Raw genomic sequence first — 23,855 nt, 5'->3', positions numbered from 1 at the left:
AATAAATTACTAAGTAACGAGCAGGGGAAATGTAAAATTATAAAAACAAACGCCAAAAAGCCGGAGAATTCTCCGGCTTTTCATTTAGAGCCAACAAATATATCCAGAAACGCTTTAATCAACTTTCTTTCCGTATTTATCCAAATTAATAACCGTAGACTCTTCTCCCTTTTTTGCATTTATCTCAAAATATTGAGAATTGTCCTCCTTCGTGACCAAAAAAGCGCTGGTAACCTGCCAGCCTGCGTAAGCATCTCCGGACAGCGTGTTTTTAACGGCTTCCGGCAAATCATCCGGCCTTACGGCCACCTTGTCCTGTGATCCGATCCATGAGCCGGTTCCCGCTTTTGTCGTATTTGCCTGCATTTCTGTTGCGCTTAAAAAGCTCAGAAACAGGGCAGACAGTATTAGTTTCTTCATATCGTTTGATCGTGTAAGGTAACTCGTTGAAATAGCAAGAAATAATATAATGCCACTGTAAGGGCTATACAAATTAAGTTGATAATCAGATATTAACAAATCTTCTAAGACCCTTCATTATGATTCTGCATGCACAATGTTTCAACAAGTTGTAGCATTAAACGTCAACCGTACAATGCTTTACGACCGAGAATATGCCCTGCAATCAGCTAGAATAGATTCTTAAAAAAAATCCAAATTTTTTCGTGCAAAATTTCTTGAAAAACAACATATTAACTTATATTTGCGTAGTAATATTAAACAATAATTGTAGTATTACAACTACAAGTTGTGCATTAAAAATTGTTTTACCCAAGAATCATTTCCTGCAAAAATATATTTACTCAGCGTTATTTTTTCAAATATCGGTTTAGTCTGAAAGCATCAGGAGTCTAGTAATAGGCTCTTTTTGCTTTTCTGGCCCGTTCCAGAAATAAGATCCTTTTTTCTGTTCATTGATCTAAAGTAAATAAGAGGTCGTAGGTCTGTAAAATCTTTTCGATAACCGAAAGGAAAAGTCAAGAAACCTTTTATTGCTATGAACAGACTAATGAAATCAAAAAACAACTCCGGAAAGGAAGAGGGAGAAATCTCGTCAGTATTAAACCGACGTTTATTTTTGCGTTCTGCCGGATTGGCCACATCTCTGGGGACCATTGTAATTGCCGCTGCATGTAATGATGACGATCCGGATCCGATGATTCCCGGAACAGGCGATGCTGTGGAGCTTGGCTCAGGAGATGTAGGTGTATTGAACTATGCATACGCACTGGAACAATTAGAAGCGGCATTCTATACACAGGTCATTGCTACACCTTATTCAGGAATGACTGATGCGGAAAAAACAATCCTTACTGATATCCGCGACCACGAAATTATTCACCGCGACTTCTTCAAAGCTGCATTGGGTGACAAAGCCATCAAAGGGCTTACACCAAACTTCGCAGCCATCGACTTTACAAAACGTGATGCAGTTTTAGGTGCTGCCAAGCTTTTTGAAGATACGGGTGTTGCTGCATACAATGGTGCAGGAAAGCTGATCAAAGACGATGGTTATTTGGTGCTTGCCGGAAAGATCGTTTCCGTTGAAGCGCGTCATGCTGCGGTTATCCGTGATCTGATCAATCCTAAATCTGTTGACTTTGCAGGTGATGATATCATCAATGGTGACGGATTTGACAAAGCCGTTGCCCCCGCTGATATCCTTGCTGCCGTTAAAGGTTACGTAAAGGACACGATCACAGGTGCTAACGTAGGTAAATAATTTAAACATTAATTTGATTCAGAAACAATGGATATTTTCAAAATTATAGATGATTTTCAAAGAATTGACGGAGATGCAGCGGGCCGCCTGGAATTTGCTACGCGTCGTCATTTCATGAGCAAAATTGGCAGTAAACTGGCAACAGTTGCAGTTCCTACTGTGTTCGCCTCAATCGTGAACAAAGCATTTGCACAGTCTGCCGCAGCAGTTGATGTGTTGAACTACGCACTTACGCTGGAATATCTGGAAGACGAGTTTTACAAAGCCGGAAATGCAGCTGCCAACTTGATCCCGGCTTCGGATAAAGCGATCTTCACACAAATTGGCAAACACGAAACGCAACACGTAGCATTCCTTGTGAAAGCTTTGGGCGCTAACGCGATTAAAAAACCAACATTTGATTTTAAATATGGTGGCGCTTTCGGTGATGTTTTTACCAATTATAAAACATTCGTAACGGTTTCGAGCGCACTGGAAGACACGGGTGTTCGTGCTTACAAAGGACAAGCCACTGCACTGAAAGCTGATCCGCAGATTCTTGAATACGCGCTCCAGGTTCACTCTGTGGAAGCACGCCACGCTGCTGTCGTTCGCAGACTTGCAGCAACGGTAACGGCAAATCCTGCCATGAAAGGCTGGATTACAGGAAAAGAAGGCGCTGTTGCGGCGATTTATGCCGGTGAAGACAATATGACACAAGGCGGCGTAAACCTGAAAGGTCTTGCGTCGAAATCGGATGCCGCTGTTACAGAAGCATTTGATGAACCTTTAACAAAAGCAGCAGTGCTTGCCATTGCGGGTCCGTTTATCAAAGCATAGTCAGTTTGCAAAGCATAATGTAGATTCTCCCTGTTGAACGTATACATACACTTAGTTTAAGTGAGTAATGTTCTAAATGTCAGTACACACTATTATCCTGAAACGAGAGGTTGTCCTTAGGACAGCCTCTTTTTTTATTAAATATCCCTTAAATCGGCAGGATCGGGTGCTATAATAATATGGTTTACGTAAATTCGACCGTTGATATTTTGAACTATTTCTGAACCTCGTAATGAATTCTGCATTTGACAGACGTGACTTTTTAAAGCAAAGCAGCATGGTTGCACTCGCTGCGGCAATGGGCACGAACATTGTTTTTGCCAGCAAAATGCCCAAAGGCTATGTCCCGCTTCTATTTGATGAAAAGGACGCATTGAAAGGCAAAAACCTGGAAATGATCGTGCAGGGAGATAAGCCCTGGAATGTAGAATCACCTGTTCATCTGCTCGACGACCGAATTACGCCTGTTGACAAAATGTTCATCAGAAACAACGGACTTATCCCGGAAACGATCGATGTTGCTTCCTGGACACTCACCATCGACGGTGAGTCGGTGAAAGCGCCGAAAACCTATACGCTGGCAGAATTAAAAAAGAAATTCAAGCCTTACACTTATCAATTGGTGCTTGAATGTGGCGGTAACGGTCGTTCCGGTTTTCAACCGCAGGCATCGGGAAATCAGTGGGGCCAAGGCGCTGTACATTGCGCAGAATGGACAGGCGTTCGCTTGAAAGATGTGCTCGCCGATGTAGGCATCAAAGGAGATGCCGTTTACATTGGTTACCACGGGAAAGATCAGCATTTGAGCAAAGACCCTAAGAAAGAAGCTATTTCGCGCGGTGTGCCGATGTCCAAAGCCCTGGAAGATGAAACCATTATTGCGTGGCAGTTGAACGGTAAGGACATTCCTGAATTTCATGGTTATCCTTTGAGACTGGTTATTGGCGGCTGGCCGGCGTCTGTTTCGGGCAAGTGGCTCAGCCGGATTTCAGTTCGTAATAAAGTGCACGATGGCGCCAAAATGGAAGGCCACAGCTATAAAGTGCCCAAAAGCCCCGTTTCGCCCGGCGAAGATGTGCCGCAGACGGATGAGTATTTTAAGATCATTGAGTCAATGCCTGTGAAATCACTCATTACATTTCCGAAATCGGGTGCTATGATCGCTTCTGATGCTGAGCTGGCCTTACGTGGCCATGCATGGGCAGGCGATCGAGCTATTAAGAAAATGGAGGTTTCGATTGATTTCGGCGCAACATGGAAAGATTGCAAACTGGAAGCCCCTGCGAACAGATTGGCGTGGCAACATTGGAGTGCAAAAGTGAAATTTCCTTCAAAAGGTTATTACGAAGTGTGGGCGAAAGCAACCGACGATAAAGGAAATGCACAGCCAATGGTTATCCCAGCCTGGAATCCGGGGGGTTATCTGAACAATGCTTGCGAGCGGATCGCGGTTAAAGTGGGTTAAGGACTGAGAAAAATTCTTCGATGCAATTGATAAAAAATAAAAACTTCTGTTTGCTGCTCTGCCTGCTCCTTTTTGCAGGATTGGTCTCAACTGCTTTTCGTTCTGAAACGGGTGTTGGGAACAATGCAGGATGGGTTAGCATGCCTCTGGATACCACCAAAACTGATAAAGAAACCGGATTGGTGACCGACCCGAACCTGTATATGGTGAAAGCGCAGTGTACAAGCTGCCATTCGTCCAAACTAATTATTGCCAACCGGTTCACAAGAGATGGCTGGAAGCAAAAGATTCGCTGGATGCAGGCTAATCATAATTTATGGGACTTGGGCGAAACCGAGAAGCAGGTGCTCGATTACCTGGAAAAACATTACGCTCCTACGGTGACAGCCGCCCGCAGGAAGCCCCTCAATGACATTAAGTGGTACAAGCTTGAAGAATAGTAAAAGTGAGTAGAGTAATAGTGAGTAAAGTAAAATTCAATTTCCTGATTGCGCTGACAGCGATATTTGCGCTTTCATCTTTTAATAATGATCATGCTGTTCGCCTTCAAAATGGCAGTATCCAACAACATTACGATTTACCAAACCCGTTAAAGGCAGAAGTTATCGGGATTCAGGATGGTGACACCATTGAGCTTAAATTTCTGTTTTCGGGCAAGAAAGCGGGACAAAGAACAGGGAAACCGATCAGGATCAGGCTTTTGCATGTAAATTGCCCCGAACGCGGCCGACCTTATTACAAAGTTGCCAAGCAATATACAAGTCAGCAATGTTTCCGGAAAACGGTTCAGATACGGCACGCCGGAAATTTTGATAAATATGGCAGGTTACTGGGTGAAATTGTCCTTCCTAACGGCCGCATTTTAAATAAAGAGTTGGTGAAAGCAGGGCTGGCTGTACATTTCAAAAAATATTCAAAAAGCCAGGAATATTCCAATCTTGAAGTCCAGGCTAAGAAGCAAAAACTGGGTATCTGGAGCCAGTCATCTACTTTTTTTGGTCAACTATAATTAAGGTTTAAAATACGCAAATGTCTTCATCGTCGGCGCTTTTCCAGATCTTATATCAAAACGAAACATTGTTCCGGGTTGGAGGAATTGTTGCGCCGGACGTTGTGGAAACACCCATGGTAGGAGAACCTCAATCTGCGCCCGCAACGCCGGAATTGCCTCAGGTCGCTGCGAAAGCAATTCCTGCAACACCTGTCATCAAGCCCGTTCTGACGCCAGCGCCCGCTTTACCCGTTGCGGACTTTCCTGCACTGCTGCATCGTGTTTTAATCCTTATCGATGCGCCAAAACAAAAGGAAATGGCTGAATCTGAATCATTGTTCCTGGACAACATTCTAAAAGCGGTTGGACATTCTGTGGAAAAAGCGGATGTATTGAATTACAGTTTTCTGAAAGGTCCCGACGCGCGAAAAGTTTTGTCAGAAAAGAAAACCAATTTCTTCATCACCTTCGGTGTTCCGCTTATCAAGTTGCATCTGGACCTGTTACTGATGCCTTACACACCCAAATTGGTGGACGGCGTCTGGTTCCTTCTCACCGACTCCCTGGCAACAATCGAAGCCGACAGAAATCTCAAGAAAAAATTATGGCAGGCTTTACAGAAGATGTTTGAAATGTCCTAATTACGAGGATCTTACGTTTTTTAATAGCCGGTCATCACAATAATGTAGCAATTTTCTCTGTTTTCATGGATAATCGCAGGTTAACCCATGAAAAAATATGGCAAAATTGACTGAACTGATTGCGAACTGGTTCCGCCCCAACGCGTCCGACGCGGACCAATACTATGATGATGAGGCTGTTGAAAATGAAACGGCTCCAACCGCTCCCTCCGATTATTCTCCCTTAGTCAATCCTGTTGCACCGGTGTCGGAAATCCGCCCTAATGTAATTCCCGCTACTGCTGTGCAAGCACCTCAGCCAGCTGCTGCCGACATTCCCGAAATGCAAAAAGTGGAAGTGGCTGTTCCTTACTGGCTTGAAGACGAGGATACATTGCGCGACGAAGGCGTGCTGTTCGGTCTTTCGGAATCTGACCCGCACGAAAAGACGGACATTATCCATAAATATTTCTCCAATCTCGTTGCCGGACACATGGCCAGCATTGAGCAGCATAACGAACGCATTCAGGAGCTTAACCTCTTTATCGGGCAGAAAAATAACCGGATTGAGGAATTAAAGGACAAACTTAAAAACCCGGTAAATAATGCTCAGCGCGAGCACCATTTACCCCGAACGCTGATCGGCATAACCCTTTGCATTGCCATGTGCATCGGCAACTTTTTCCTGATAAGGGAATCGCTGAAACCCGTTTTTGCCGACAATTCGTGGATCGCGCTGGGTGTTTTCCTGGCGGGAATGTTTAGTCTGTTTGGAAAAATTTCTCTTTTTCATGACACCGAAGTCCGCGTGACCTGGAAATCGCTTTTGGAAGAGATCGGCCTTCCGTTTGCAGCAGCATTGTTTGTGTTCGCGAACGTGATCACGCACCAGACCTGGTGGCAGGCGTTTGCGCTTTTTGTCTTCGTTTTCTTCCTTTTTATGTTCGCAGGAAAGCTTTTGCTGAGCAACATTACGGTGTTGCGCAATGATATGCAGGCCTGGCTGAACATTCGGAAAGACAGCAGGAATTTTGCCGACAACAACTACAACTGGGAGACGGAGTGCCAGACCCTGCAAGAGGAAATCGACCAGTTACGGGTTAAAAAATGGCAGATCCTCCGTGAACAAAGCACAGCAGAAACCGAACGCGACCGGCTTTACGCAAAAAGGGATATGCTGGTCAAACTTTTCGAAAGTGAGTTTTACCTGGCCAGAAGGATGAAAAATGAGCTGACCACGAGACAGTTGAATTTGATCCAAAAAAGCAGGGAATAATGTTGACAGGCATGGCTTTTTCGAAAGTTAACCTGATAAATTACTAAAATTGATTTTCGATCATACAAAATATAGAACGTCATGAACGAGCAGAATCCAAACCAGGGTGGTGACTTTCAGCACGGATATTCCAGTGGAATTGAAGGCATTGACCGCCAGGTGTACGAAGCTTACCTGTCCAGTAATGTGAATCACGACTGGGTTATTGAAAGAATCAACACCAAGAAAGAAGAGCTTTTTTCGGTAAAAAATAAGCAGCAGGAAACGATCCGGCAGCATAAAACGGCCTACGACAAGCTGCAAAATGAGGTGATGGGCCTCAACAACACTGCTAAAAAGGTGCAGGATAGTGAAAAATTAATCGCTGAGATTGACACAATGTCCGAAGAACTGAGGGAGAAACGTGCAAGTAAGGCGCCATCCTACTCTTTGATAGCAGGGCTCATATTCCTGGCAGCCGGCATTTCTTTCATCGCGGGTGACCTGATCATCTCGCACGAAATTGTGGCTTACGCATTGAACATTCGGAATTCGAATGAGGCCTGGGCATTTGCGATCGGTTTGGCCATGTTGTCAATCCTTTTGAAACCGGCCTATGACCGCTTGGTGGAAGAACCCTATCATAAGAATGAGACGCCGAAAGCTAGATCGCGTTATGCCGGCTTCAAGCTAGTCCTTTCTATTTTTGCCATTGTTACATTGATCATTCTGGGGTGGTTCCGTTATGAGGCTTACCGGACTGACAAATTGAAAGAAGCGATCAATAAATCCGTTAAAAACCTGCAATTGAATGCGGTGGACCCGCTTACAGGCGCGCCGGTTAACAGTCCCGAACTGACCAACAAGATTGAGGAAGCGCTTCGCAATTCCGATCAGCTGAACCTGGATCTTGTAAACAGTCCATGGGCGTTGCTTTCGTTCGTACTAAGCGGTGTGCTTTTCGCGATCGCGGGTGCCGTTTCACTGGGCATGGCGTTGCCGGTTTTACAGGGTTTCTGGTATCGCTGGTTGCAAATTGACCCTAAATTATGGCGGTTAAGGCGCAGAAGAAAGCGCATTTTGAAACAAATGGAGCCGTTACAGGAAGCGCTTACTGCACATTTGACCCAAAAAAGCATTCTTGAAAATGACATTGCGGTAATGCCTGCCCTGGAAGAATTGAAACAGGAAGAAGCAGCAATCAAAGCTGAGATTAATAATCTGGAAGCAGAACGCAAGCAAACATTAACCGACAGCCGCGTCCATTCCTATGGCGACGGTTATGCGCACGGCCAGGTCAGCAAGGATGTGATGAGCGAGGAAGAGTATGAGGCATGGCGAAACAGTCATTTAACCGTTTCGAATCTTGCATTACGCGCCAAATCCAATGCTTCCGCAGACAGGGCGGTTCCACGTTCACGAGCTACCGGAATGCGCCCGCACCAGGCGATCCGGAAAGCAATAACCGACCGATTTGACGAAAACAACTCATAATGTTCTAAATTGGGGGTTAAATTATTGATATGATTCTAACCCCCAATTTAAGGATTGTACCCTGCGACGACACGCTATTTGACGCCATTCGCATGGGTAATAACACATTAGCCCGCGTAATGGGTGTTAATGTTCCCAAAAAGTGGACCGAGTTCCGGGATACTTTTACACCTTCCTATCACCGCTGGAAAGCCCACCCTCCATTGAGAGACTGGTGGGTTTATTTGATTATACACATTCCCGACAACATGCTGATCGGTTCCTGCGGCTACAAAGGCGAGCCTGACGCGAACGGAATGGTGGAGATCGGTTACGAGATTATGCCTTCCCACCGTTTGAAAGGCTTGGGCGCGGAAACGGCCAAAGGACTCACCGACTACGCATTTGCACAGCCTGGTGTTCATAAAATCGTTGCGCACACGGCCAGGGAAGAAAATGGCTCCGTGAAAATCCTTGAAAAAATAGGTTTTAAGCAAACCGAGGACATTAATGATCCCGATGAGGGGCCACTCTGGAGGTGGGAACTGGCACGAAAATAATTCTTTGTGCACTTGTCCGTTATCATTAAGTAATTATTGTTTTTCAAAAAATTTATTGGACTGGATCAATATTTTCTTTGGTTATTGATTACCTTGATTTTTAGAAAACGCACCTATTTTGCACCCTTTTCCCCTTCCGAATTATGATAGCTATATCAAAGGACACCTATCCGTGGCTGAAAAATTATCCCGAAGGCATTCCCTATGAAATAAATCCCGATGCATACGGCTCTCTGCTGGAAATGATGGAAATAAGTTTCCGTGAAAATGCCGACAAACCTGCCTATACCAATATGGATAAGCAGCTTACATTCGGTCAGGTTGATGAGTTATCCAGAAATTTCGCGGCTTATTTACAAGGACTTGGGCTGGTTCAGGGCGATAGGATTGCTATTCAGATGCCTAATCTGCTGCAATATCCGGTGGTCATGATGGGCGCATTGCGTGCGGGATTGGTGATAGTCAATACTAATCCGCTTTATACGCCCCGGGAGATGCAGCATCAGTTTAAAGATTCGGGAGCCAAAGCAGTCGTGATCCTGGCAAACTTTGCGGTGAACCTCGAAAAAATAGTTGCGAATACGAACATTCAACACATTATCATTACAGAAATCGGCGATCTTTTGGGTTTTCCCAAGAAACAGATCGTGAATGCGGTCGTGAAGTATGTAAAAAAGATGGTTCCGAAATACAATGTTCCTGAAGCGGTCTCCCTTTCAAAAGCATTGTCCATAGGCGCAAGCCGTGAATACAAACGGCCCGTTATTTCAGGGATCGACATTGCATTTATCCAATATACAGGCGGCACAACTGGCGTTTCGAAAGGTGCAATGCTCACACACCGCAATCTGATCGCGAATGTGGAGGGCATTAACGAGTGGCTAATGTCTAAGATGAGGCGCTCGCCAGCAACAGGCCAGCTTACCATTGTGGGCGCGTTGCCATTATATCACGTTTTCGCATTAACAATTAATGGGTTATGCGGCATTAAATGGGGGGCATTAAATATCCTCATCACTAACCCCAAGGATATTCCTGCATTTGTGAAAGAACTGAAAAAATTCAGTTTCCATATTTTCCCCGGCCTGAATACATTGTTCAATGGCCTGCTTAACAATCCCGATTTCGCTTCCGTTGACTTCTCGGAGCTAAAAATAACCATTGCCGGAGGAATGGCTTTGCAAAAAGTGGTGGCGGAACGCTGGGAAAAAGTGACAGGCTGCCCGCTGGTTGAAGGTTACGGATTATCCGAAACTTCGCCGGTGCTTTCTGTAAATCCGTTGGATGACCACCATAAATCCGGCACGATCGGACTTCCTTTCCCGAGCACGGAAATGCGCATTCTAAAGGATGATGAATCCTGGGCTGCTTTGGGAGAAAGAGGAGAGATTTGCGCCAAAGGGCCTCAAATTATGTTGGGTTATTACAACCGTCCTGATGAAACCGTGAAAGTGATCTTTGAGGATGAGAGCGGCAGGTGGTTCAAGACGGGTGACATTGGTTATGAGGACGAAGACGGCTTTTTCAAAATAGTGGACCGGAAGAAGGACATGATCCTGGTTTCCGGTTTTAATGTATATCCAAATGAGATCGAAGAAGTCGTCTCCCAATGCCCTGGCGTATTGGAAGTTGCGTGTGTGGGTGTTCCGGATGAAAAGTCCGGAGAACTAGTGAAAATCTTCATTGTGAAAAAAGATCCCGCGCTTACGGAAGAAAAAGTGAAGGCATTCTGCAAAGAAAATTTAACCGGATATAAGATTCCCCGGCGCATTGAATTCAGAAGCGAACTGCCCAAAACCAATGTTGGTAAAATTCTCAGAAGAGCATTACGAGAAGAGGAAATGGCTTAGGCAAAATAGCCGAAACAGGCGCTTGCAACACAATCTATTCGCTTAAAAAAGCCTGGAAAGCCTTAGGTTTATGTATATTTAGCCAAACAAGTTCTCAACCTTGAAAGCAAATCTATATGAATCTACACCGGAAAACTTTGGTATTGTTACACGGACATGGCATAGATGATACGATTTGGGACAACCTTGATGCCGCGCTTAATGAAGATTTCACAATAGTCAGGCCCAATATTTCCTTATTCACATTCTGCCAGTCCGTTGAAGATTATGCAGACGAATTGCACAGGTTCCTTACCAATGCAAACATTACAAAGTGCACGCTGATCGGCCACTCGATGGGCGGTTACATTGCCCTCGCATTTGCTGACAAATATATGGACATGCTCGAAGGCTTCGGGCTGTTTCACTCCACGGCATATGCCGACGATGAGGCAAAAAAACACCAGCGCAATCAGACCATTGAATTACTGAAAAATCATGGCACTGAGGCTTTTGTAAAAAATACGGCCGGAAACCTTTTTGGAGAGCGTTACAAAGAACTTTTTCCGGATCGCGTAAAAGAGCACATTATCCATTTCGGCAAACTTCCTGCGGACGCGCTTATTGCAGGCATTATCGCCATGCGCAACCGCCCCGATCGCTCAGCCGTACTCACGCGTATGCCCTTCCCGGTCTTGTTTATTATCGGGATGCAGGATAAGCTTATTCCCTTTGAAAGCGTGATCACATTGTCGGAATTTCCGAAGCAAAGCTACCCGTTCATCCTTGCCGAAGCAGGACACTTGGGAATGGTTGAACGACCGGATGCATCCGCACGGATGATCAACTGGTATATGGGAAAAATTTAAGTCAGAAAATTCACAGTTTCACGATCTAAAACAGGTCATCGTTCGTTATCTACACTTGAACGATGACCTGTTTTCCAAGATTATGCAAAAATTTACGATCGTAGTGTTTCAAAGAAAATTATCCTTCCTGCTTGTCTGGAGTTTATTGCTCCTTTATTCGTGCAAGGACGACAAGCCAGAGCCCATTGACCCGCCGGTAGAGAATCAATATCTCGAGGAAAGCACCGTCATCACCGAGCTGACGAAAGAGCAGGTCGCGCAAAAAGCCAGCGATCTCAATCCGATTCTGGTGGGTTATGTCAAAAACGGCATAAAAGTTTATAAAATCACCTATAAGACCAAGAATACGGACGGAACCGATATTACGGCTTCCGGCGCGTTAATTTTGCCTGCAACGTCCAGTCCGGCATCAATAATCAGCGTACAGCACGGCACGATCCGCGAGGACGCATCTGCCCCTTCCAACTTCCAGGATGGCGCCGAGGCAGCATCATTCGGCTCGTTGTTTGGCTCAATGGGTTACATTATCGCTTATCCGGATTATATAGGCTACGGCGCTTCCAAAGATCTTCCTCATCCCTACGAGCACCGGGCAAGCCTGGCGTCGGCTTCACTGGATATGCTCCGTGCGGCTAAAGAGTTTCTGAAAGGGCAAACGGATGTGAAATGGGATGAAAAATTATACATCGCAGGATATAGCGAGGGTGGTTATGCGACCATGTCTTTGCATAAAATGATCGAGGAAGAAGCGGTCGGCGAATTTAATTTAAGGGCTTCCAGCTGCGGCGCGGGCGCCTATGATAAAACCGCCTTCATGGAACACGTTATTAATACAAAAACGCATGGAATTGCTTCTTATAATGCGCTTTACACCTGGGTTTTGTTGACATATGACCGGATTTACAATCTGAACCGCCCGGCGTCCTATTATTTCAAAGAACCATTTGCGACCAATATTACGGCTAATGGGATTTCAGCTCCTATTAATCAAAGTTTTGACTCTGCTTTGAATGAAAGCTTTAAGACAGATCTGAATGACGGGAAAGACAAAAAGTTTATCGACGCTATTGCGGATAACGATGTCTACAACTGGAAGCCAAAAGTACCCGTGCAGCTATATCACGGCGATAAAGATGATTTAGTCTTTTATTTTAATTCCGTGAAAGCTTACGATACAATGAAAGCATTGGGTGCGAATGTGACGCTGACGACGATTCCGGGTGGGACTCACGGCAGTTCTGTCTCACATTTCCTGATCGGCACCCTTGCATTTTTTACCAGTACAAAATAATAATACATGTTCTCACTTCTAGATCTGGTTGGTAACACGCCCCTTGTTGAATTAAAAAAAATCAATCCCAATCCAGACGTAAAAATTTTTGGTAAGCTGGAAGGCAACAATCCTGGCGGAAGCGTAAAGGATCGTGCTGCATTCAGTATGATTAAAGGTGCTATGGACCGCGGAGAAGTAACTTCGGGAACCAAGCTGATTGAAGCCACGAGCGGAAATACGGGCATTGCGCTGGCCATGATAGCCCGTTTGTTTGATCTCGAAATTGAGCTCATTATGCCGCAAAGCTCGACAAAAGAACGCGTGCTGACAATGGAAGCTTATGGCGCAAAAGTAGTGCTTTCGGAATCTATGGAAAGCGCCCGGGACATTGCTGAGGAAAAGGCAGCAGCCGGTGGCTATTTTATGCTGAATCAATTTGCAAACGCCGATAATTGGAAAGCACATTATAACACAACCGGACCCGAAATATATAAGGATACCAATCAAGCCATCACGCATTTTGTATCATCCATGGGCACTACGGGCACTATTATGGGTGTTTCCCGGTATTTGAAAGAACAAAATCCAGACATTCAGATCGTAGGCTGTCAGCCCACGGACGGATCGAGCATTCCGGGCATCAGAAAATGGCCCGTTGAATATCTGCCCAAGATATTCGAAAGAAACCGCGTAGACCGTGTTATCGAAGTTACCCAGGACGATGCAGTCCTGATGACCAGGAAACTGGCGCGGGAAGAAGCCGTTTTTGCGGGAATGAGCAGTGGCGGTGCAACATGGGCGGCCGTGGAGCTTGCGAAGGAGTTAAAGGAAGGCGTAATCGTTTGTATCATCTGCGACCGCGGCGATCGCTATCTGTCGAGTGATTTGTTTGGATAAAAAAAAACGGCTTTCTAAATGCCGGGATCATGCTCCGAACTTAGAAAGCCATTATATTAAACGAATTCTTGCTGATCAGAACCAGCCTGAACCAAGGTTTCTGAAAGGCCAGGGAATAGCGACGAGAATAATGATCAGGCCCATTGCGTAAAAGTAAAGCACTGTTCTGTGTTTGGCCGGGCCAGTCAGTTTCTTCGACCTTATTCTCCCTACTGTTATCAGCACAATGGCGATCAGCATCATGAATATGTGCTCGATAGAATAGAAACGGAAGACCTTCTCGCTGATCAGATCAAAATTCACTTTTGCGCTCATCGTGTAAAGGATCAGCCCTAGCAGCAACTGCGTATGGGTAGCAATGAATGCGAACAGATATATTTTGCTATCGCCGGAAGCGCCTTTTTGCCAATTGGAATAAGCAGTAAATATCGCGGCAATTAAGAGTGCCAACACTACATAACGGAGGCCTGAGTGGGCACGTATAAGCGCGTTCATATCAAATCAGTTTATGGTGAATAAGTAAAAGTATGCAAATGTAACGCTCAATCGGGCATTATGCTTGATATTTGCACAACAAAAAGTCTCAAAAATTTAAAATATCATGATCATATTTAACATTACCGTCAACATTAGTTATGCCGCTGAAAAGGATTGGCTGCATTATATGAAGACGGTTCACATCCCCGAAATCCTGGCGACAAAGCTGCCGCTCGACTGTAAACTTTTACGGTTACTCACAGAAATCGAAAACGAAGGATCGACTTACACATCGCAATTTTTATTTCGGACTATGGAGGATTTTCTGGCATATCAGACCCACTTTCAGGCGGATTTACAGGAGAAACATCACGCCCGTTTTAGTGGTCAATATGTATCATTCCGGACACTTTTAGAGGAGGCCTGACGGATTATTTCTACACTTTTGAGGTAAAATAAATATATTTAAAAACAACCGGGTTTACTTGACATTACCCTATTATTTCCCTTTATTTAATATACCGTTAAGATCAAAAATGGTGTTTGGAGGGGGTTTTTAGAATTGGGTTGAGTTGATCTGAACTGTAGTAGCTGCCCCGGCATACATGTTGATAGAACGGTTTAAAATATGTTTTACCTTAAAACAAAGTGCTTATGAGACTGCAAATGCAAGCAATTCATTTTGACGCCGATCCTAAGTTGTTGAGCTTTATTCAACAAAAGTTAGATAAACTTGATACGTTTTATGACCGTATAACCAGTGGAGAGGTGTTTTTGAGATTGGATAAAAGTGACAATGCCAAGTTACAGACCAAACTTCTTGAAGTTAAACTTTATGTTCCGGGAGGAACCATGTTTGTGAGAGAGCAAGGGACGACATTCGAGGAAGCAACTGATTTAGCGATTGATACATTGAAAATGCAGGTTAAAAAGTTTAAAGACAAACGTAACAATGCCAGGGCACCGAAGATTATTGAAGGTGTAGCATTAGAAGACGGCGTTACGGTTATAACGGAGGAAACAGAAGAGTAACAACATATATAATAAGCAAAATAAGCCGCCCCGATCCGGGACGGCTTATTTTGCTTAAGGCCAACCGGTGTGTTTGCAACAATCGGATAATTGAACGAATTTTAAGCTTTTCTTACTGTAATAACGATTTATTATGAATGTTGACCCCGTTGTAGATAGTAGTTTTGAACAACCGTTCCGATTGACCCAGGAAGAAGTTCAGCGCTTCGCAGACCTGACTGGCGACAATAATCCAATCCACCTTGATGCCGAATATGCTGCCACGACGTCTTTTAAAAAGCCGATCATTCACGGCATGCTGGGCGCCACTATTTTCACGAAAGTATTGGGAACGCAATTTCCTGGATTTGGGTCCATTTATCTGAAACAAACATTGGAATTTCTTCGCCCTATGTTCGTGGAAACGGACTATAAAGCAGTGTTTACTATTAAAAGCATTAATGCGGAAAAGCACATTGCGGAAATTTCCACGGAGATTGTGGATGCAACGACAAAGAAGGTGGTCACGCGGGGCGTGGCGACAATGATTAATACAGAGAAGTTTTGAAATAAAGAGCCCGGACTCGATACCCGGGCTTTTATATCAATGTTATGCGTCTCCGGTGTTCTTCTTGTTTTGAACTTCGGCGCGGATATCCTGAGCCAACGTTTTCAGGTCCTGCATGCCTTTACGAACACGCGTTCCAGCTGCTTGGTTGCCTTTTGCATAGAACTTATCGAAATCGCCTTCAAGCGAAAGGATCAAATCTTTGACTTCATCAAATCTTGCCATGTTTGTGTTTGTTTTTTAGTTTAAAAAATGCCTTCTACACGCTAAAAACGCATGTTTTGACCGAAATTTAGTAATTAAAAGCATTTCCGCAATCCAAAAAACAAAAAAAAACACTTCTAAAATACAATTAATTAATTGCAAACACATAAACATCTATTAATCAGACGATTACTAATTATTAAAATTTCAAAATAAAAGCAAAAAAAAGAGGGCCTTTTTAAAAAAAGCCCTCAGAAAGCAAATAATGCGGATTTCTTATTCAACAACCTCCTGTACGTCCTCAATTTGGTAAACCCTGTTTTTTAATTTGTCTGCCAAAGTAGTAAAGGCATTCAACGTATATTCCACATCTTCTAATGTATGTGCAGCGGTAGGAATGATGCGCAACATGATCTGACCTTTCGGTACAACCGGGTACACAACGATCGAACAGAAAACACCCATATTCTCGCGCAAATCACGAACCATCCGGGTCACTTCGGGAACACCGCCTTCGCTATGAAGGAAAACAGGCGTAACCGGTGATTCTGTTTCACCGATATTGAATCCTCTTCCTCTTAAACCGTCCTGCATTGCCTTAACATTCTCCCAAAGCTTTGCACGCAATTCAGGCATTGTCTTGATCATCTCCAGACGTTTGCGGCAACCTTCCACGTAAGGCATCGGAAGCGCCTTGGCGTAAGTCTGCGACCGCATGTTGTATTTAAGGAACATTATGATCTCGGGATCATCGGAAGCAATGAAAGCACCGATAGCAGCCATTGATTTAGCAAATGTAGAGAAGTAAAGATCAACCTCTTTTTGCACACCCAAAAGCTCCCCCACTCCCGCACCGGTTTCACCCATTGTGCCGAAGCCATGCGCATCGTCCACAAGCAGACGGAAATCATACTTTTTCTTCAACTCAACAATGGCTTTCAGATCACCAACCTTACCTGACATCCCAAAAACGCCCTCGGTAATGACCAGCACGCCGCCGCCTTTTTCATTTGCAAGCTTTGTAGCGCGGATCAGGTTTTTTTCCAGGCTCACCATATCATTATGGTTAAACTTGTAGTATTCACCCAGTTTCGCTTTGTGCAGGCGGATTCCGTCGATAAGGCAAGCATGTGATTCGGCGTCATAAACGATTACGTCGCGGTGGTCACAAATACACTCGATCGCTGACATTACGCCCTGATAGCCGTAGTTCAGGAGGAAAGCATCTTTTTTGCCGACAAATTCAGCCAGTTCTTTTTCAAAAGTCTCGTGGAGCGTTGAGTTTCCGGACATCATTCTGGCGCCCATTGGATATGCAAGGCCCCATTTCGCAGTTGCCTCAGTATCAGCTTGTCTAATTTCCGGATGATTGGCCAGTCCCAAATAATTGTTCAGGCTCCAATTCAACACCTCACGACCCATAAATCTCATGCGCGGACCCAACTCTCCTTCCAACATGGGAAAAGAAAAATAGTGGTGACTGTTCAGCATTTTGGCTGGTGTTCCGATAGGACCAGAGTTGTTGCGCAATTTCTCGAAAATATCCACTCGCTTTTATTTTATGTGGGTAATCAATTAATACAAAAATGTTAGATAAATGCAAAATTAAAAAAATTTGCGCTTACTTTAATACTATATCAACATTAGGATAAACTGTAAGTTAGCAAAATAATAAAAATGCTACTTTTCGGGAAGCCCCTGATTTCATAGCTTACCACCAAATTCTGAATCATTTCATGCGCTCAATACAAAAAATCCTGGTTGCCAATCGTGGAGAAATTGCCTTACGGATCATGCGGACAGCCCGGGAAATGAACATTGCGACGGTTGCCGTTTTTAGCGAGGCTGACAGGAAATCTCCGCATGTGCGTTATGCGGATGAGGCTGTGTGCATAGGCCCGGCGCCGTCTTCTGATTCGTATTTGAGAGGTGATAAGATTATTCAGGTTTGTAAGGATCTTCATGTTGATGCTATACATCCCGGATATGGTTTTTTGTCCGAGAATGCGGCTTTTGCAAAGATGGTGCAGGAAGCGGGCATTATTTTCATCGGGCCTTCGCCGGAAGCGATTGAGATCATGGGTAGTAAGCTGGCCGCAAAGCAGGCTGCAGGCCAGTATAACATTCCAATGGTTCCCGGCACGGAGACTGCCATTACAGATCGCAAAGATGCCAAAACACGGGCCAGCGAAATTGGCTATCCGATCCTGATTAAGGCATCTGCCGGAGGCGGCGGCAAAGGCATGCGGGTGGTTGACAATGAGGCTGATTTTGATGAACAAATGGATCGGGCCGTTAGCGAAGCGCAAACTTCTTTCGGCGATGGTTCGGTGTTTATCGAAAAATACATTACTTCTCCCAAACACATTGAAATTCAAATCCTGGGCGACCAGCATGGCAACGTTATCCATTTATTTGAGCGGGAATGTTCGATCCAGCGCCGCCACCAGAAAGTGATCGAGGAAGCGCCTTCTATTTCTATTACCAATGAAACCCGGGCAGAAATGGGACGCTGCGCCATTGATGTAGCCAAATCCTGCGGATATTATGGAGCGGGAACGGTTGAATTCATCCTCGATGAACAAGGAAACTTTTACTTTTTGGAGATGAACACGCGGCTCCAAGTGGAACACCCGGTTACAGAACAGATTACCGGGGTGGATTTGGTAAAACAAATGATCTTCATTGCAGAAGAAAGGCCGCTCACCCTGAAGCAAAGCGATTTGAGCATTAAAGGACATGCCATCGAAGTCCGCGTTTATGCCGAAGACGCTGCCAACAATTTCCTGCCGGACGTTGGAAAGTTGCATACATACATTAAGCCGGACGGAAACGGGGTGCGCGTCGATGATGGGTTTGAACAGGGCATGGATATCCCGATTTATTATGACCCGATGATCGCAAAGCTGATCACTTACGGCGCTGACCGGGAAGAAACGATTCAGAAAATGACCCGGGCCATTGATGAATATCAGATCTCAGGCGTGCAAACCACATTGCCTTTTTGCAAGTTTGTTATGACCCACCCTGCCTTCGTTTCAGGAGAATTTGATACGAATTTTGTTTCAACTCATTTTCAATCCGAAATGCTAATCGGAGAAATTAAAGAGGACGCTTTGAAATTAGCAGCCATTATGAGTGCCCATTTGTTGAGAAAAACGGATCAGGGAACTGGCATTGTGACTGCCTGTGAAAATAAAAAACCTTCATCCTGGAAGCTCCGCAGCCTACGCAATCTTTAACGCCTGGCGCTCTTGCATTTTGCCCGAAAATTGCCTACTTTTGCGGTCTTAATTTTTTGGAATGTTGGATTGCATAAAAATTACAGAATTTGGAATAACTATGCAAGTAATCCAGCCCTCAACATTTCTTTCATAAGAAGTACACTATTGCCTTATTGGCTCACGACTAAAGAAATTCACAGAATATTCAGCTATGAAGCTATCCGAATTTAAGTTTGATCTTCCCCAAAGTTTAATTGCACTTCATCCTTCAGACCGCGGCGAATCCCGCTTAATGGTTGTTCATCGTAAAACAGGAGAAATAGAACACAAAACCTTTGCCGACCTTATCAATTATTTTGATGACGGTGATGTAATGGCGATTAATGATACAAAAGTATTTCCAGCTCGTCTTTATGGTCAAAAAGAAAAGACAGGAGCAAAAATAGAGGTCTTCCTTTTGCGTGAACTTAACCGCGAAATGCGCCTTTGGGACGTTCTGGTTGATCCGGCACGTAAAATCCGGGTTGGTAACAAGCTTTATTTTGGAGATAGCGACCTGGTTGCTGAGGTAATTGACAATACAACCTCACGCGGTCGTACAATTCGTTTCTTATATGATGGCGATAATGATGCTTTCATGAAATTGGTAGACGAATTGGGCGAAACACCGCTTCCTCCCGAAATTATTTCAAGACGTAAAGTTGAAACTTCGGACAGAGAGCGTTTTCAAACCATTTTTGCTGAACATATCGGCGCAGTGGCCGCTCCAACGGCTGGTATGCACTTCACGAAGGCGATTATGAAGCGTTTGGAGATCAAAGGCGTGAACTTTGCTCCCGTAACATTACACGTTGGTCTCGGAACATTCCGGACTGTGGATGTGGAAGATCTGACAAAGCACAAAACGGATTCTGAAAATTACAGGATCACACAGGGAAGCGCTGACATTGTCAATGCAGCCATAGATAACAAAAAACGCATTTGCGCGGTTGGAACGACTTCGCTGAAAGCGGTAGAATCATCGGTTTCTGCAAGCGGACATCTGAAAGCGGTGGAAGGCTGGACTGATAAATTTGTATTCCCGCCTTACGATTTCAAAATTGCTAATGCATTACTATCAAACTTCCAACTTCCTGAGTCGATCTTATTGATGTCAGCTTGCGCATTTGGGGGTTTTGACTTGGTTATGAAGGCTTATGAGCTTGCTATCAAGGAAAAATATAAGTTTTTCACATACGGCGACGCGATGTTGATAATATAAGTTTAAATAAAATTTAAGATGGTCATTTGTGGTCAAGGATTTGATTTCCTGATGCATAAATGACCATTTTTTTATGAATGCTATGCAAGAATATGCCATAATAGTTGCCGGAGGAAGCGGGAATCGCATGAAGAGCGAGATTCCGAAACAGTTTTTAAGGATCAACGGTCTTCCTATCCTGATGCACACCATTAACGCATTCAGAAAGTATTCTGAAGCAATAAATATCATTTTAGTGCTTCCCAGTAACCAAATTGCCTTCTGGACGCAGCTTTGTGAAGAACATTTATTTTCAATCACATATACATTGGTTGCTGGCGGAGATTCCCGGTTTGCGTCGGTCAAAAATGGCCTGCAAAGCATTCAAGGAAATGGTGGCCTCGTTGCGGTGCATGATGGCGTAAGACCGGTGATCAGCAATGAAATTATTGCAGCCAGTTTTACAAAAGCTGCTGAACAAGGCAGCGCAGTTACAAGCGTCCCGCTCAAAGATTCTATCAGAAAAGTCGAAGCAAATGGAGAAAACGCTGCCATGGACAGGAGCGTCTTCCAATTGATCCAAACTCCGCAAACATTTCGCCTGGACTGGATGCAAAAAGCTTTTGAAACGGGTTATAGCGATCAATTTACTGACTGCGCAAGCGTTTTGGAAGCAGCAGGTTTCCCGATCCATCTGATCCCCGGCTCTTATGAAAATATAAAGGTCACTACACCGGAAGATCTGCGTTGGGCTGAAATATATCTGCAAAAGCCTTAATTTACGGCTATTATCCTTTCAAAATTTTGATCATTAATATGACCATCGAAGACATCATATTATTGCGCCTTCATAATCAACAAATCTCTCATAACCCTTCTAACTCCCCGGAGGAAGTTGTCGCATGTGTGGGGGCTATGCAAGCGCAGGATTATGCAGGTGCGAAATGGTCGTTAGGATTACGGTTGCCGAGAGGAACAGAAGCGGATATTGACGAAGCAATCGCACGTAAAGCGATTGTAAGAACATGGCCTATGCGGGGAACATTGCATTTCGTTGCCGCGGACGATGTCAGATGGATGTTAAAATTGCTTACGCCGAGGATTATTTCAGGATCAGCAGGCCGCAATCGTCAGCTGGAACTCGATGATGCAATCTTCAACAAAAGCCAGGATTTGCTAATTGCAGCAATGGAGGGAGGAAAGCAGCTTATGCGAAGCGAGGTGTATGCAATTTTGGAGAATGCTGGCATTACAACTGCGGGTCAAAGAGGAATTCATATCATTAACTATCTTGCGCAAAAGCAGGTTATTTGTCACGGTGTGCACAATGAAAAGCAACCGACTTATGCCCTGCTGGATGAATGGATTCCTGTTTCCAAAATCTTGGAAGGGAAAGAGGCGTTGGCAGAGTTAGCATTACGATACTTCAAAAGTCATGGTCCTGCAACGCTGAATGATTTCGTTTGGTGGTCAGGATTAAAAATTTCGGATGCAAAAGAGGGGTTGAATTCTGTTATGTCTATGTTGGAGCAAATAGAAGTTGAAGGCAAAATTTATTGGATCGAAACGGGGCGTTACGAAACGAATGCAATCCCATCGACCTTTCTATTGCCTGGTTTCGACGAATATATGCTTGGATATACAGACCGGACATTAACATTAGCGGCGCAGCACGCTCCCAAAATTGTGCCCGGTAATAATGGAATGTTTATGCCAACCATCGTTGTGGACGGAAAGGTTAAGGGTCTTTGGAAACGGGTTTTGAAAAAAGATAAGATCTTAATCGAAATTTTCCCATTTGAAAAATTTACAAAAGCAAAAATCAAGTCGATCACATCAGAAGCCAAGAAATACGGCAATTATCTTGGCAAAAACGTCTCACTCGCTGACTAAACTTTCACAAATATTTTCTTTCGGTAAAGAAAATACAGGAAGAGCCAGACGATAATAAATCCTCCCAGCGCATTAAATACTTCATGCCATTTTTCGGGAGCGTACTTGTAAAATCCCTCGAAAAGTAGTTTCGAAGAAGCATTGAAATCAATAAACCGAACGGCGAGGTAAATGACGAGAGAATTCATTCCAATTACTTTAAAAGCGAAAGCCCATTTCTGGAAGCCCTTCACATCAATGATCCAGTAAAATATGGCCAGCATAGTGAATGCCATTCCGGAGGTAAGCATGATGAATGAGCTCGACCAAAGATGTTTATTAATCGGAAAAACAATATTCCATATCAAGCCAATAACGATCCCAATCACGCCGTAAAGGAAAAGTTGCTCCAACTTATCTCCGACAACCGGAGTGCGGAGCAAGATGTCACCTGCAATGGTTCCGAATAACGTTAAGCAAATGGCCGGAAACTGAGTCAATAGTGCCAGCTCATCGTAAGTGCCTTGTTTTAGTTTTCCCGGCATAAAATTCCTATCAAACCAGCCAACAAGATTTCCTTCAAAAGAAAGGTCGCCCGAACCATAACCTGGAGCCGGAATCATAATCAGTACCAAATAGTAGAGTAATAATGTGGAAACCGCAATCCAGATTCTGTTTTTGAACGAAAAATTCAGGTAAAGAATGGCTCCAATGAATGTTGCAAGGCCAATTCTACCCAAAACACTTCCGTAGCGAATCTGAGCAGGATCAAATATGTCGATCGGCGCATTTTTGTCAAGTATCCCTAATGCAATAAGGATTAACATTCGCTTGAATGTTTTACTGATCAATTCAGATTTAGCAATTCCCTTCGAAAGGCCCCCGGTCAAGCTAAAAGATAGCGATGCGCCCGCCAAAAAGAGGAACAAGGGAAAAATGAAATCGTAAAATGTGAAACCATGCCATTCCGGGTGAACGAATTGAGCAGAAATAGCATCAACAGCATCAAGACCCGTTTTCCCACCCAAAAGATAAATGAAGGCGCCACCTCCTGAGATCATCAGCATATCAAAGCCACGAAGCGCGTCCATTGAGGCAAGCCTTCTTACATTGCTTGCTTTCTTTTCATCCGTCGTTACATTGACCGAAGCAGTTTCCATATTTGTATCTTAATCACCAGATCAAAAAAGCCAATCGCTTTAACTTTTTACTTAAATACTAAAAGCAAAGCTCTTTAAACGCAAAAAAGACCTGGGTGCCTAGCCTGGCAAAGGTGAAGACCAGGCACAAAAAGCCTTACATTTCTGCAAGGCTTTTGTAATAGTATTGTGGCGACTAGACTGCGCGTCCCGCCAACTTTACCAGGTTTGATCCGCGCCGCGTAGGCCAAGAGAGCGTCTCCCGGTATAATCGGCGGTTCTGGCCGGGCTTGCGTTCAAGCGGGGCGCCCCCGGCTTGGGCAGCCCCGCTTGGGCAGCCCCGCTT

The 23,855-nt window shown here is 44.4% G+C and carries 25 protein-coding genes; 20 read left to right on the top strand and 5 right to left on the bottom strand.

The window, feature by feature from the left end; genetic code table 11:
* Positions 1-114: 114 nt before the first annotated feature.
* Positions 115-420 carry a hypothetical protein gene (locus tag B5X68_RS16125; RefSeq protein ID WP_082215803.1) on the bottom strand — a complete coding sequence of 102 codons (306 nt, stop codon included), beginning with the start codon at positions 418-420 and terminating at the stop codon, positions 115-117.
* Between the two features lie 577 nt (positions 421-997).
* Between B5X68_RS16125 and B5X68_RS16120 the strand changes: the two genes are divergently transcribed.
* From B5X68_RS16120 to cysM, 13 genes are all read left to right on the top strand, one after another.
* Positions 998-1,723 (top strand): ferritin-like domain-containing protein, encoded by a 726-nt coding sequence (locus B5X68_RS16120; protein WP_082215802.1) that lies wholly within the window; start codon positions 998-1,000, stop codon positions 1,721-1,723.
* A 27-nt stretch (positions 1,724-1,750) separates the two neighbouring features.
* A complete protein-coding gene (locus B5X68_RS16115) occupies positions 1,751-2,542 on the top strand; it encodes a ferritin-like domain-containing protein (protein WP_082215801.1) in 792 nt (263 codons plus the stop codon).
* 232 nt (positions 2,543-2,774) lie between these two features.
* Positions 2,775-4,007 carry a sulfite oxidase gene (locus B5X68_RS16110; protein WP_082215800.1) on the top strand — a complete coding sequence of 411 codons (1,233 nt, stop codon included), beginning with the start codon at positions 2,775-2,777 and terminating at the stop codon, positions 4,005-4,007.
* A 20-nt stretch (positions 4,008-4,027) separates the two neighbouring features.
* Positions 4,028-4,447 (top strand): hypothetical protein, encoded by a 420-nt coding sequence (locus tag B5X68_RS16105; RefSeq protein ID WP_082215799.1) that lies wholly within the window; start codon positions 4,028-4,030, stop codon positions 4,445-4,447.
* Between the two features lie 5 nt (positions 4,448-4,452).
* Entirely contained in the window at positions 4,453-5,016 is a 564-nt protein-coding gene (locus tag B5X68_RS16100) for a thermonuclease family protein (protein WP_229208447.1), read from the top strand.
* A gap of 20 nt (positions 5,017-5,036) precedes the next feature.
* Positions 5,037-5,639 (top strand): hypothetical protein, encoded by a 603-nt coding sequence (locus B5X68_RS16095; protein ID WP_082215798.1) that lies wholly within the window; start codon positions 5,037-5,039, stop codon positions 5,637-5,639.
* A 97-nt stretch (positions 5,640-5,736) separates the two neighbouring features.
* Complete coding sequence (locus B5X68_RS16090; RefSeq protein ID WP_082215797.1) at positions 5,737-6,894, top strand: hypothetical protein; 1,158 nt, start codon at positions 5,737-5,739, stop codon at positions 6,892-6,894.
* Between the two features lie 81 nt (positions 6,895-6,975).
* On the top strand, positions 6,976-8,367 hold the full coding sequence (locus B5X68_RS16085) for a hypothetical protein (protein ID WP_082215796.1): 1,392 nt from the start codon (positions 6,976-6,978) through the stop codon (positions 8,365-8,367).
* A 29-nt stretch (positions 8,368-8,396) separates the two neighbouring features.
* Positions 8,397-8,906 carry a GNAT family N-acetyltransferase gene (locus B5X68_RS16080; RefSeq protein WP_082215795.1) on the top strand — a complete coding sequence of 170 codons (510 nt, stop codon included), beginning with the start codon at positions 8,397-8,399 and terminating at the stop codon, positions 8,904-8,906.
* Between the two features lie 143 nt (positions 8,907-9,049).
* On the top strand, positions 9,050-10,756 hold the full coding sequence (locus B5X68_RS16075) for an AMP-binding protein (protein ID WP_082215794.1): 1,707 nt from the start codon (positions 9,050-9,052) through the stop codon (positions 10,754-10,756).
* A gap of 116 nt (positions 10,757-10,872) precedes the next feature.
* A complete protein-coding gene (locus B5X68_RS16070) occupies positions 10,873-11,604 on the top strand; it encodes an alpha/beta fold hydrolase (protein ID WP_082215793.1) in 732 nt (243 codons plus the stop codon).
* A gap of 82 nt (positions 11,605-11,686) precedes the next feature.
* Entirely contained in the window at positions 11,687-12,895 is a 1,209-nt protein-coding gene (locus B5X68_RS16065; RefSeq protein ID WP_082215792.1) for an alpha/beta hydrolase family protein, read from the top strand.
* A gap of 6 nt (positions 12,896-12,901) precedes the next feature.
* Entirely contained in the window at positions 12,902-13,774 is an 873-nt protein-coding gene (gene cysM / locus B5X68_RS16060) for a cysteine synthase CysM (protein ID WP_082215791.1), read from the top strand.
* Positions 13,775-13,849: 75 nt separating this feature from the next.
* On the opposite strand, the gene B5X68_RS16055 is transcribed toward cysM, so the two are convergent.
* Complete coding sequence (locus tag B5X68_RS16055) at positions 13,850-14,269, bottom strand: cytochrome B (RefSeq protein ID WP_082215790.1); 420 nt, start codon at positions 14,267-14,269, stop codon at positions 13,850-13,852.
* A gap of 106 nt (positions 14,270-14,375) precedes the next feature.
* On the opposite strand from B5X68_RS16055, the gene B5X68_RS16050 reads away from it, so the two are divergent.
* The 3 genes from B5X68_RS16050 (at position 14,376) to B5X68_RS16040 (ending at position 15,830) form a co-directional block, all read left to right on the top strand.
* Positions 14,376-14,678 (top strand): DUF4286 family protein, encoded by a 303-nt coding sequence (locus B5X68_RS16050; RefSeq protein ID WP_082215789.1) that lies wholly within the window; start codon positions 14,376-14,378, stop codon positions 14,676-14,678.
* Between the two features lie 227 nt (positions 14,679-14,905).
* Entirely contained in the window at positions 14,906-15,283 is a 378-nt protein-coding gene (locus B5X68_RS16045) for an HPF/RaiA family ribosome-associated protein (protein ID WP_082215788.1), read from the top strand.
* Between the two features lie 133 nt (positions 15,284-15,416).
* Positions 15,417-15,830 (top strand): MaoC family dehydratase, encoded by a 414-nt coding sequence (locus B5X68_RS16040; protein WP_082215787.1) that lies wholly within the window; start codon positions 15,417-15,419, stop codon positions 15,828-15,830.
* Positions 15,831-15,872: 42 nt separating this feature from the next.
* On the opposite strand, the gene B5X68_RS16035 is transcribed toward B5X68_RS16040, so the two are convergent.
* Together B5X68_RS16035 and B5X68_RS16030 are read right to left on the bottom strand one after the other, a co-directional pair.
* Entirely contained in the window at positions 15,873-16,055 is a 183-nt protein-coding gene (locus tag B5X68_RS16035) for a BF3379 family histone-like protein (RefSeq protein ID WP_082215786.1), read from the bottom strand.
* Positions 16,056-16,310: 255 nt separating this feature from the next.
* Entirely contained in the window at positions 16,311-17,582 is a 1,272-nt protein-coding gene (locus B5X68_RS16030; RefSeq protein ID WP_082215785.1) for an aminotransferase class I/II-fold pyridoxal phosphate-dependent enzyme, read from the bottom strand.
* A gap of 188 nt (positions 17,583-17,770) precedes the next feature.
* Here B5X68_RS16030 and B5X68_RS16025 point away from each other — a divergent pair, with 188 nt between their 5' ends.
* The 4 genes from B5X68_RS16025 to B5X68_RS16010 all read left to right on the top strand — a co-directional run bounded on the left by B5X68_RS16025 (position 17,771) and on the right by B5X68_RS16010 (position 22,391).
* Positions 17,771-19,276, top strand: a complete 1,506-nt coding sequence (locus B5X68_RS16025) for an acetyl-CoA carboxylase biotin carboxylase subunit (protein WP_082215784.1) — start codon at positions 17,771-17,773, stop codon at positions 19,274-19,276.
* Positions 19,277-19,469: 193 nt separating this feature from the next.
* Positions 19,470-20,519, top strand: coding sequence for a tRNA preQ1(34) S-adenosylmethionine ribosyltransferase-isomerase QueA (gene queA / locus B5X68_RS16020; RefSeq protein ID WP_082215783.1), 1,050 nt, complete (start codon positions 19,470-19,472; stop codon positions 20,517-20,519).
* Positions 20,520-20,601: 82 nt separating this feature from the next.
* Positions 20,602-21,276 carry a 2-C-methyl-D-erythritol 4-phosphate cytidylyltransferase gene (locus B5X68_RS16015; protein ID WP_082216132.1) on the top strand — a complete coding sequence of 225 codons (675 nt, stop codon included), beginning with the start codon at positions 20,602-20,604 and terminating at the stop codon, positions 21,274-21,276.
* A 38-nt stretch (positions 21,277-21,314) separates the two neighbouring features.
* Complete coding sequence (locus B5X68_RS16010; RefSeq protein WP_082215782.1) at positions 21,315-22,391, top strand: winged helix DNA-binding domain-containing protein; 1,077 nt, start codon at positions 21,315-21,317, stop codon at positions 22,389-22,391.
* Here B5X68_RS16010 and B5X68_RS16005 read toward each other — a convergent pair.
* Positions 22,388-23,530, bottom strand: coding sequence for an acyltransferase family protein (locus B5X68_RS16005; protein ID WP_082215781.1), 1,143 nt, complete (start codon positions 23,528-23,530; stop codon positions 22,388-22,390). The two genes, B5X68_RS16010 and B5X68_RS16005, sit on opposite strands and share 4 nt — an antisense overlap.
* Positions 23,531-23,855: the final 325 nt, after the last annotated feature.

The sequence above is a fragment of the Dyadobacter psychrophilus genome (assembly GCF_900167945.1).
Classification (GTDB): domain Bacteria; phylum Bacteroidota; class Bacteroidia; order Cytophagales; family Spirosomataceae; genus Dyadobacter; species Dyadobacter psychrophilus.
Note: the sequence above shows the minus strand (reverse complement) of the source record. Positions and strands in the feature narration are given on the sequence as shown.

Coding starts and splice junctions, on each gene's coding strand:
- cysM (WP_082215791.1), top strand. CDS start 12,902: ATGTTCTCACTTCTAGATCTGGTTGGTAACACGCCCCTTGTTGAATTA.
- B5X68_RS16045 (WP_082215788.1), top strand. CDS start 14,906: ATGAGACTGCAAATGCAAGCAATTCATTTTGACGCCGATCCTAAGTTG.
- B5X68_RS16115 (WP_082215801.1), top strand. CDS start 1,751: ATGGATATTTTCAAAATTATAGATGATTTTCAAAGAATTGACGGAGAT.
- B5X68_RS16090 (WP_082215797.1), top strand. CDS start 5,737: ATGGCAAAATTGACTGAACTGATTGCGAACTGGTTCCGCCCCAACGCG.
- B5X68_RS16080 (WP_082215795.1), top strand. CDS start 8,397: ATGATTCTAACCCCCAATTTAAGGATTGTACCCTGCGACGACACGCTA.
- B5X68_RS16025 (WP_082215784.1), top strand. CDS start 17,771: ATGCGCTCAATACAAAAAATCCTGGTTGCCAATCGTGGAGAAATTGCC.
- B5X68_RS16065 (WP_082215792.1), top strand. CDS start 11,687: ATGCAAAAATTTACGATCGTAGTGTTTCAAAGAAAATTATCCTTCCTG.
- B5X68_RS16055 (WP_082215790.1), bottom strand. CDS start 14,269: ATGAACGCGCTTATACGTGCCCACTCAGGCCTCCGTTATGTAGTGTTG.
- B5X68_RS16035 (WP_082215786.1), bottom strand. CDS start 16,055: ATGGCAAGATTTGATGAAGTCAAAGATTTGATCCTTTCGCTTGAAGGC.
- B5X68_RS16110 (WP_082215800.1), top strand. CDS start 2,775: ATGAATTCTGCATTTGACAGACGTGACTTTTTAAAGCAAAGCAGCATG.
- B5X68_RS16120 (WP_082215802.1), top strand. CDS start 998: ATGAACAGACTAATGAAATCAAAAAACAACTCCGGAAAGGAAGAGGGA.
- B5X68_RS16050 (WP_082215789.1), top strand. CDS start 14,376: ATGATCATATTTAACATTACCGTCAACATTAGTTATGCCGCTGAAAAG.
- B5X68_RS16070 (WP_082215793.1), top strand. CDS start 10,873: ATGAATCTACACCGGAAAACTTTGGTATTGTTACACGGACATGGCATA.
- B5X68_RS16075 (WP_082215794.1), top strand. CDS start 9,050: ATGATAGCTATATCAAAGGACACCTATCCGTGGCTGAAAAATTATCCC.
- B5X68_RS16040 (WP_082215787.1), top strand. CDS start 15,417: ATGAATGTTGACCCCGTTGTAGATAGTAGTTTTGAACAACCGTTCCGA.
- B5X68_RS16010 (WP_082215782.1), top strand. CDS start 21,315: ATGACCATCGAAGACATCATATTATTGCGCCTTCATAATCAACAAATC.
- B5X68_RS16105 (WP_082215799.1), top strand. CDS start 4,028: ATGCAATTGATAAAAAATAAAAACTTCTGTTTGCTGCTCTGCCTGCTC.
- B5X68_RS16085 (WP_082215796.1), top strand. CDS start 6,976: ATGAACGAGCAGAATCCAAACCAGGGTGGTGACTTTCAGCACGGATAT.
- B5X68_RS16125 (WP_082215803.1), bottom strand. CDS start 420: ATGAAGAAACTAATACTGTCTGCCCTGTTTCTGAGCTTTTTAAGCGCA.
- B5X68_RS16005 (WP_082215781.1), bottom strand. CDS start 23,530: ATGGAAACTGCTTCGGTCAATGTAACGACGGATGAAAAGAAAGCAAGC.
- queA (WP_082215783.1), top strand. CDS start 19,470: ATGAAGCTATCCGAATTTAAGTTTGATCTTCCCCAAAGTTTAATTGCA.
- B5X68_RS16095 (WP_082215798.1), top strand. CDS start 5,037: ATGTCTTCATCGTCGGCGCTTTTCCAGATCTTATATCAAAACGAAACA.
- B5X68_RS16015 (WP_082216132.1), top strand. CDS start 20,602: ATGCAAGAATATGCCATAATAGTTGCCGGAGGAAGCGGGAATCGCATG.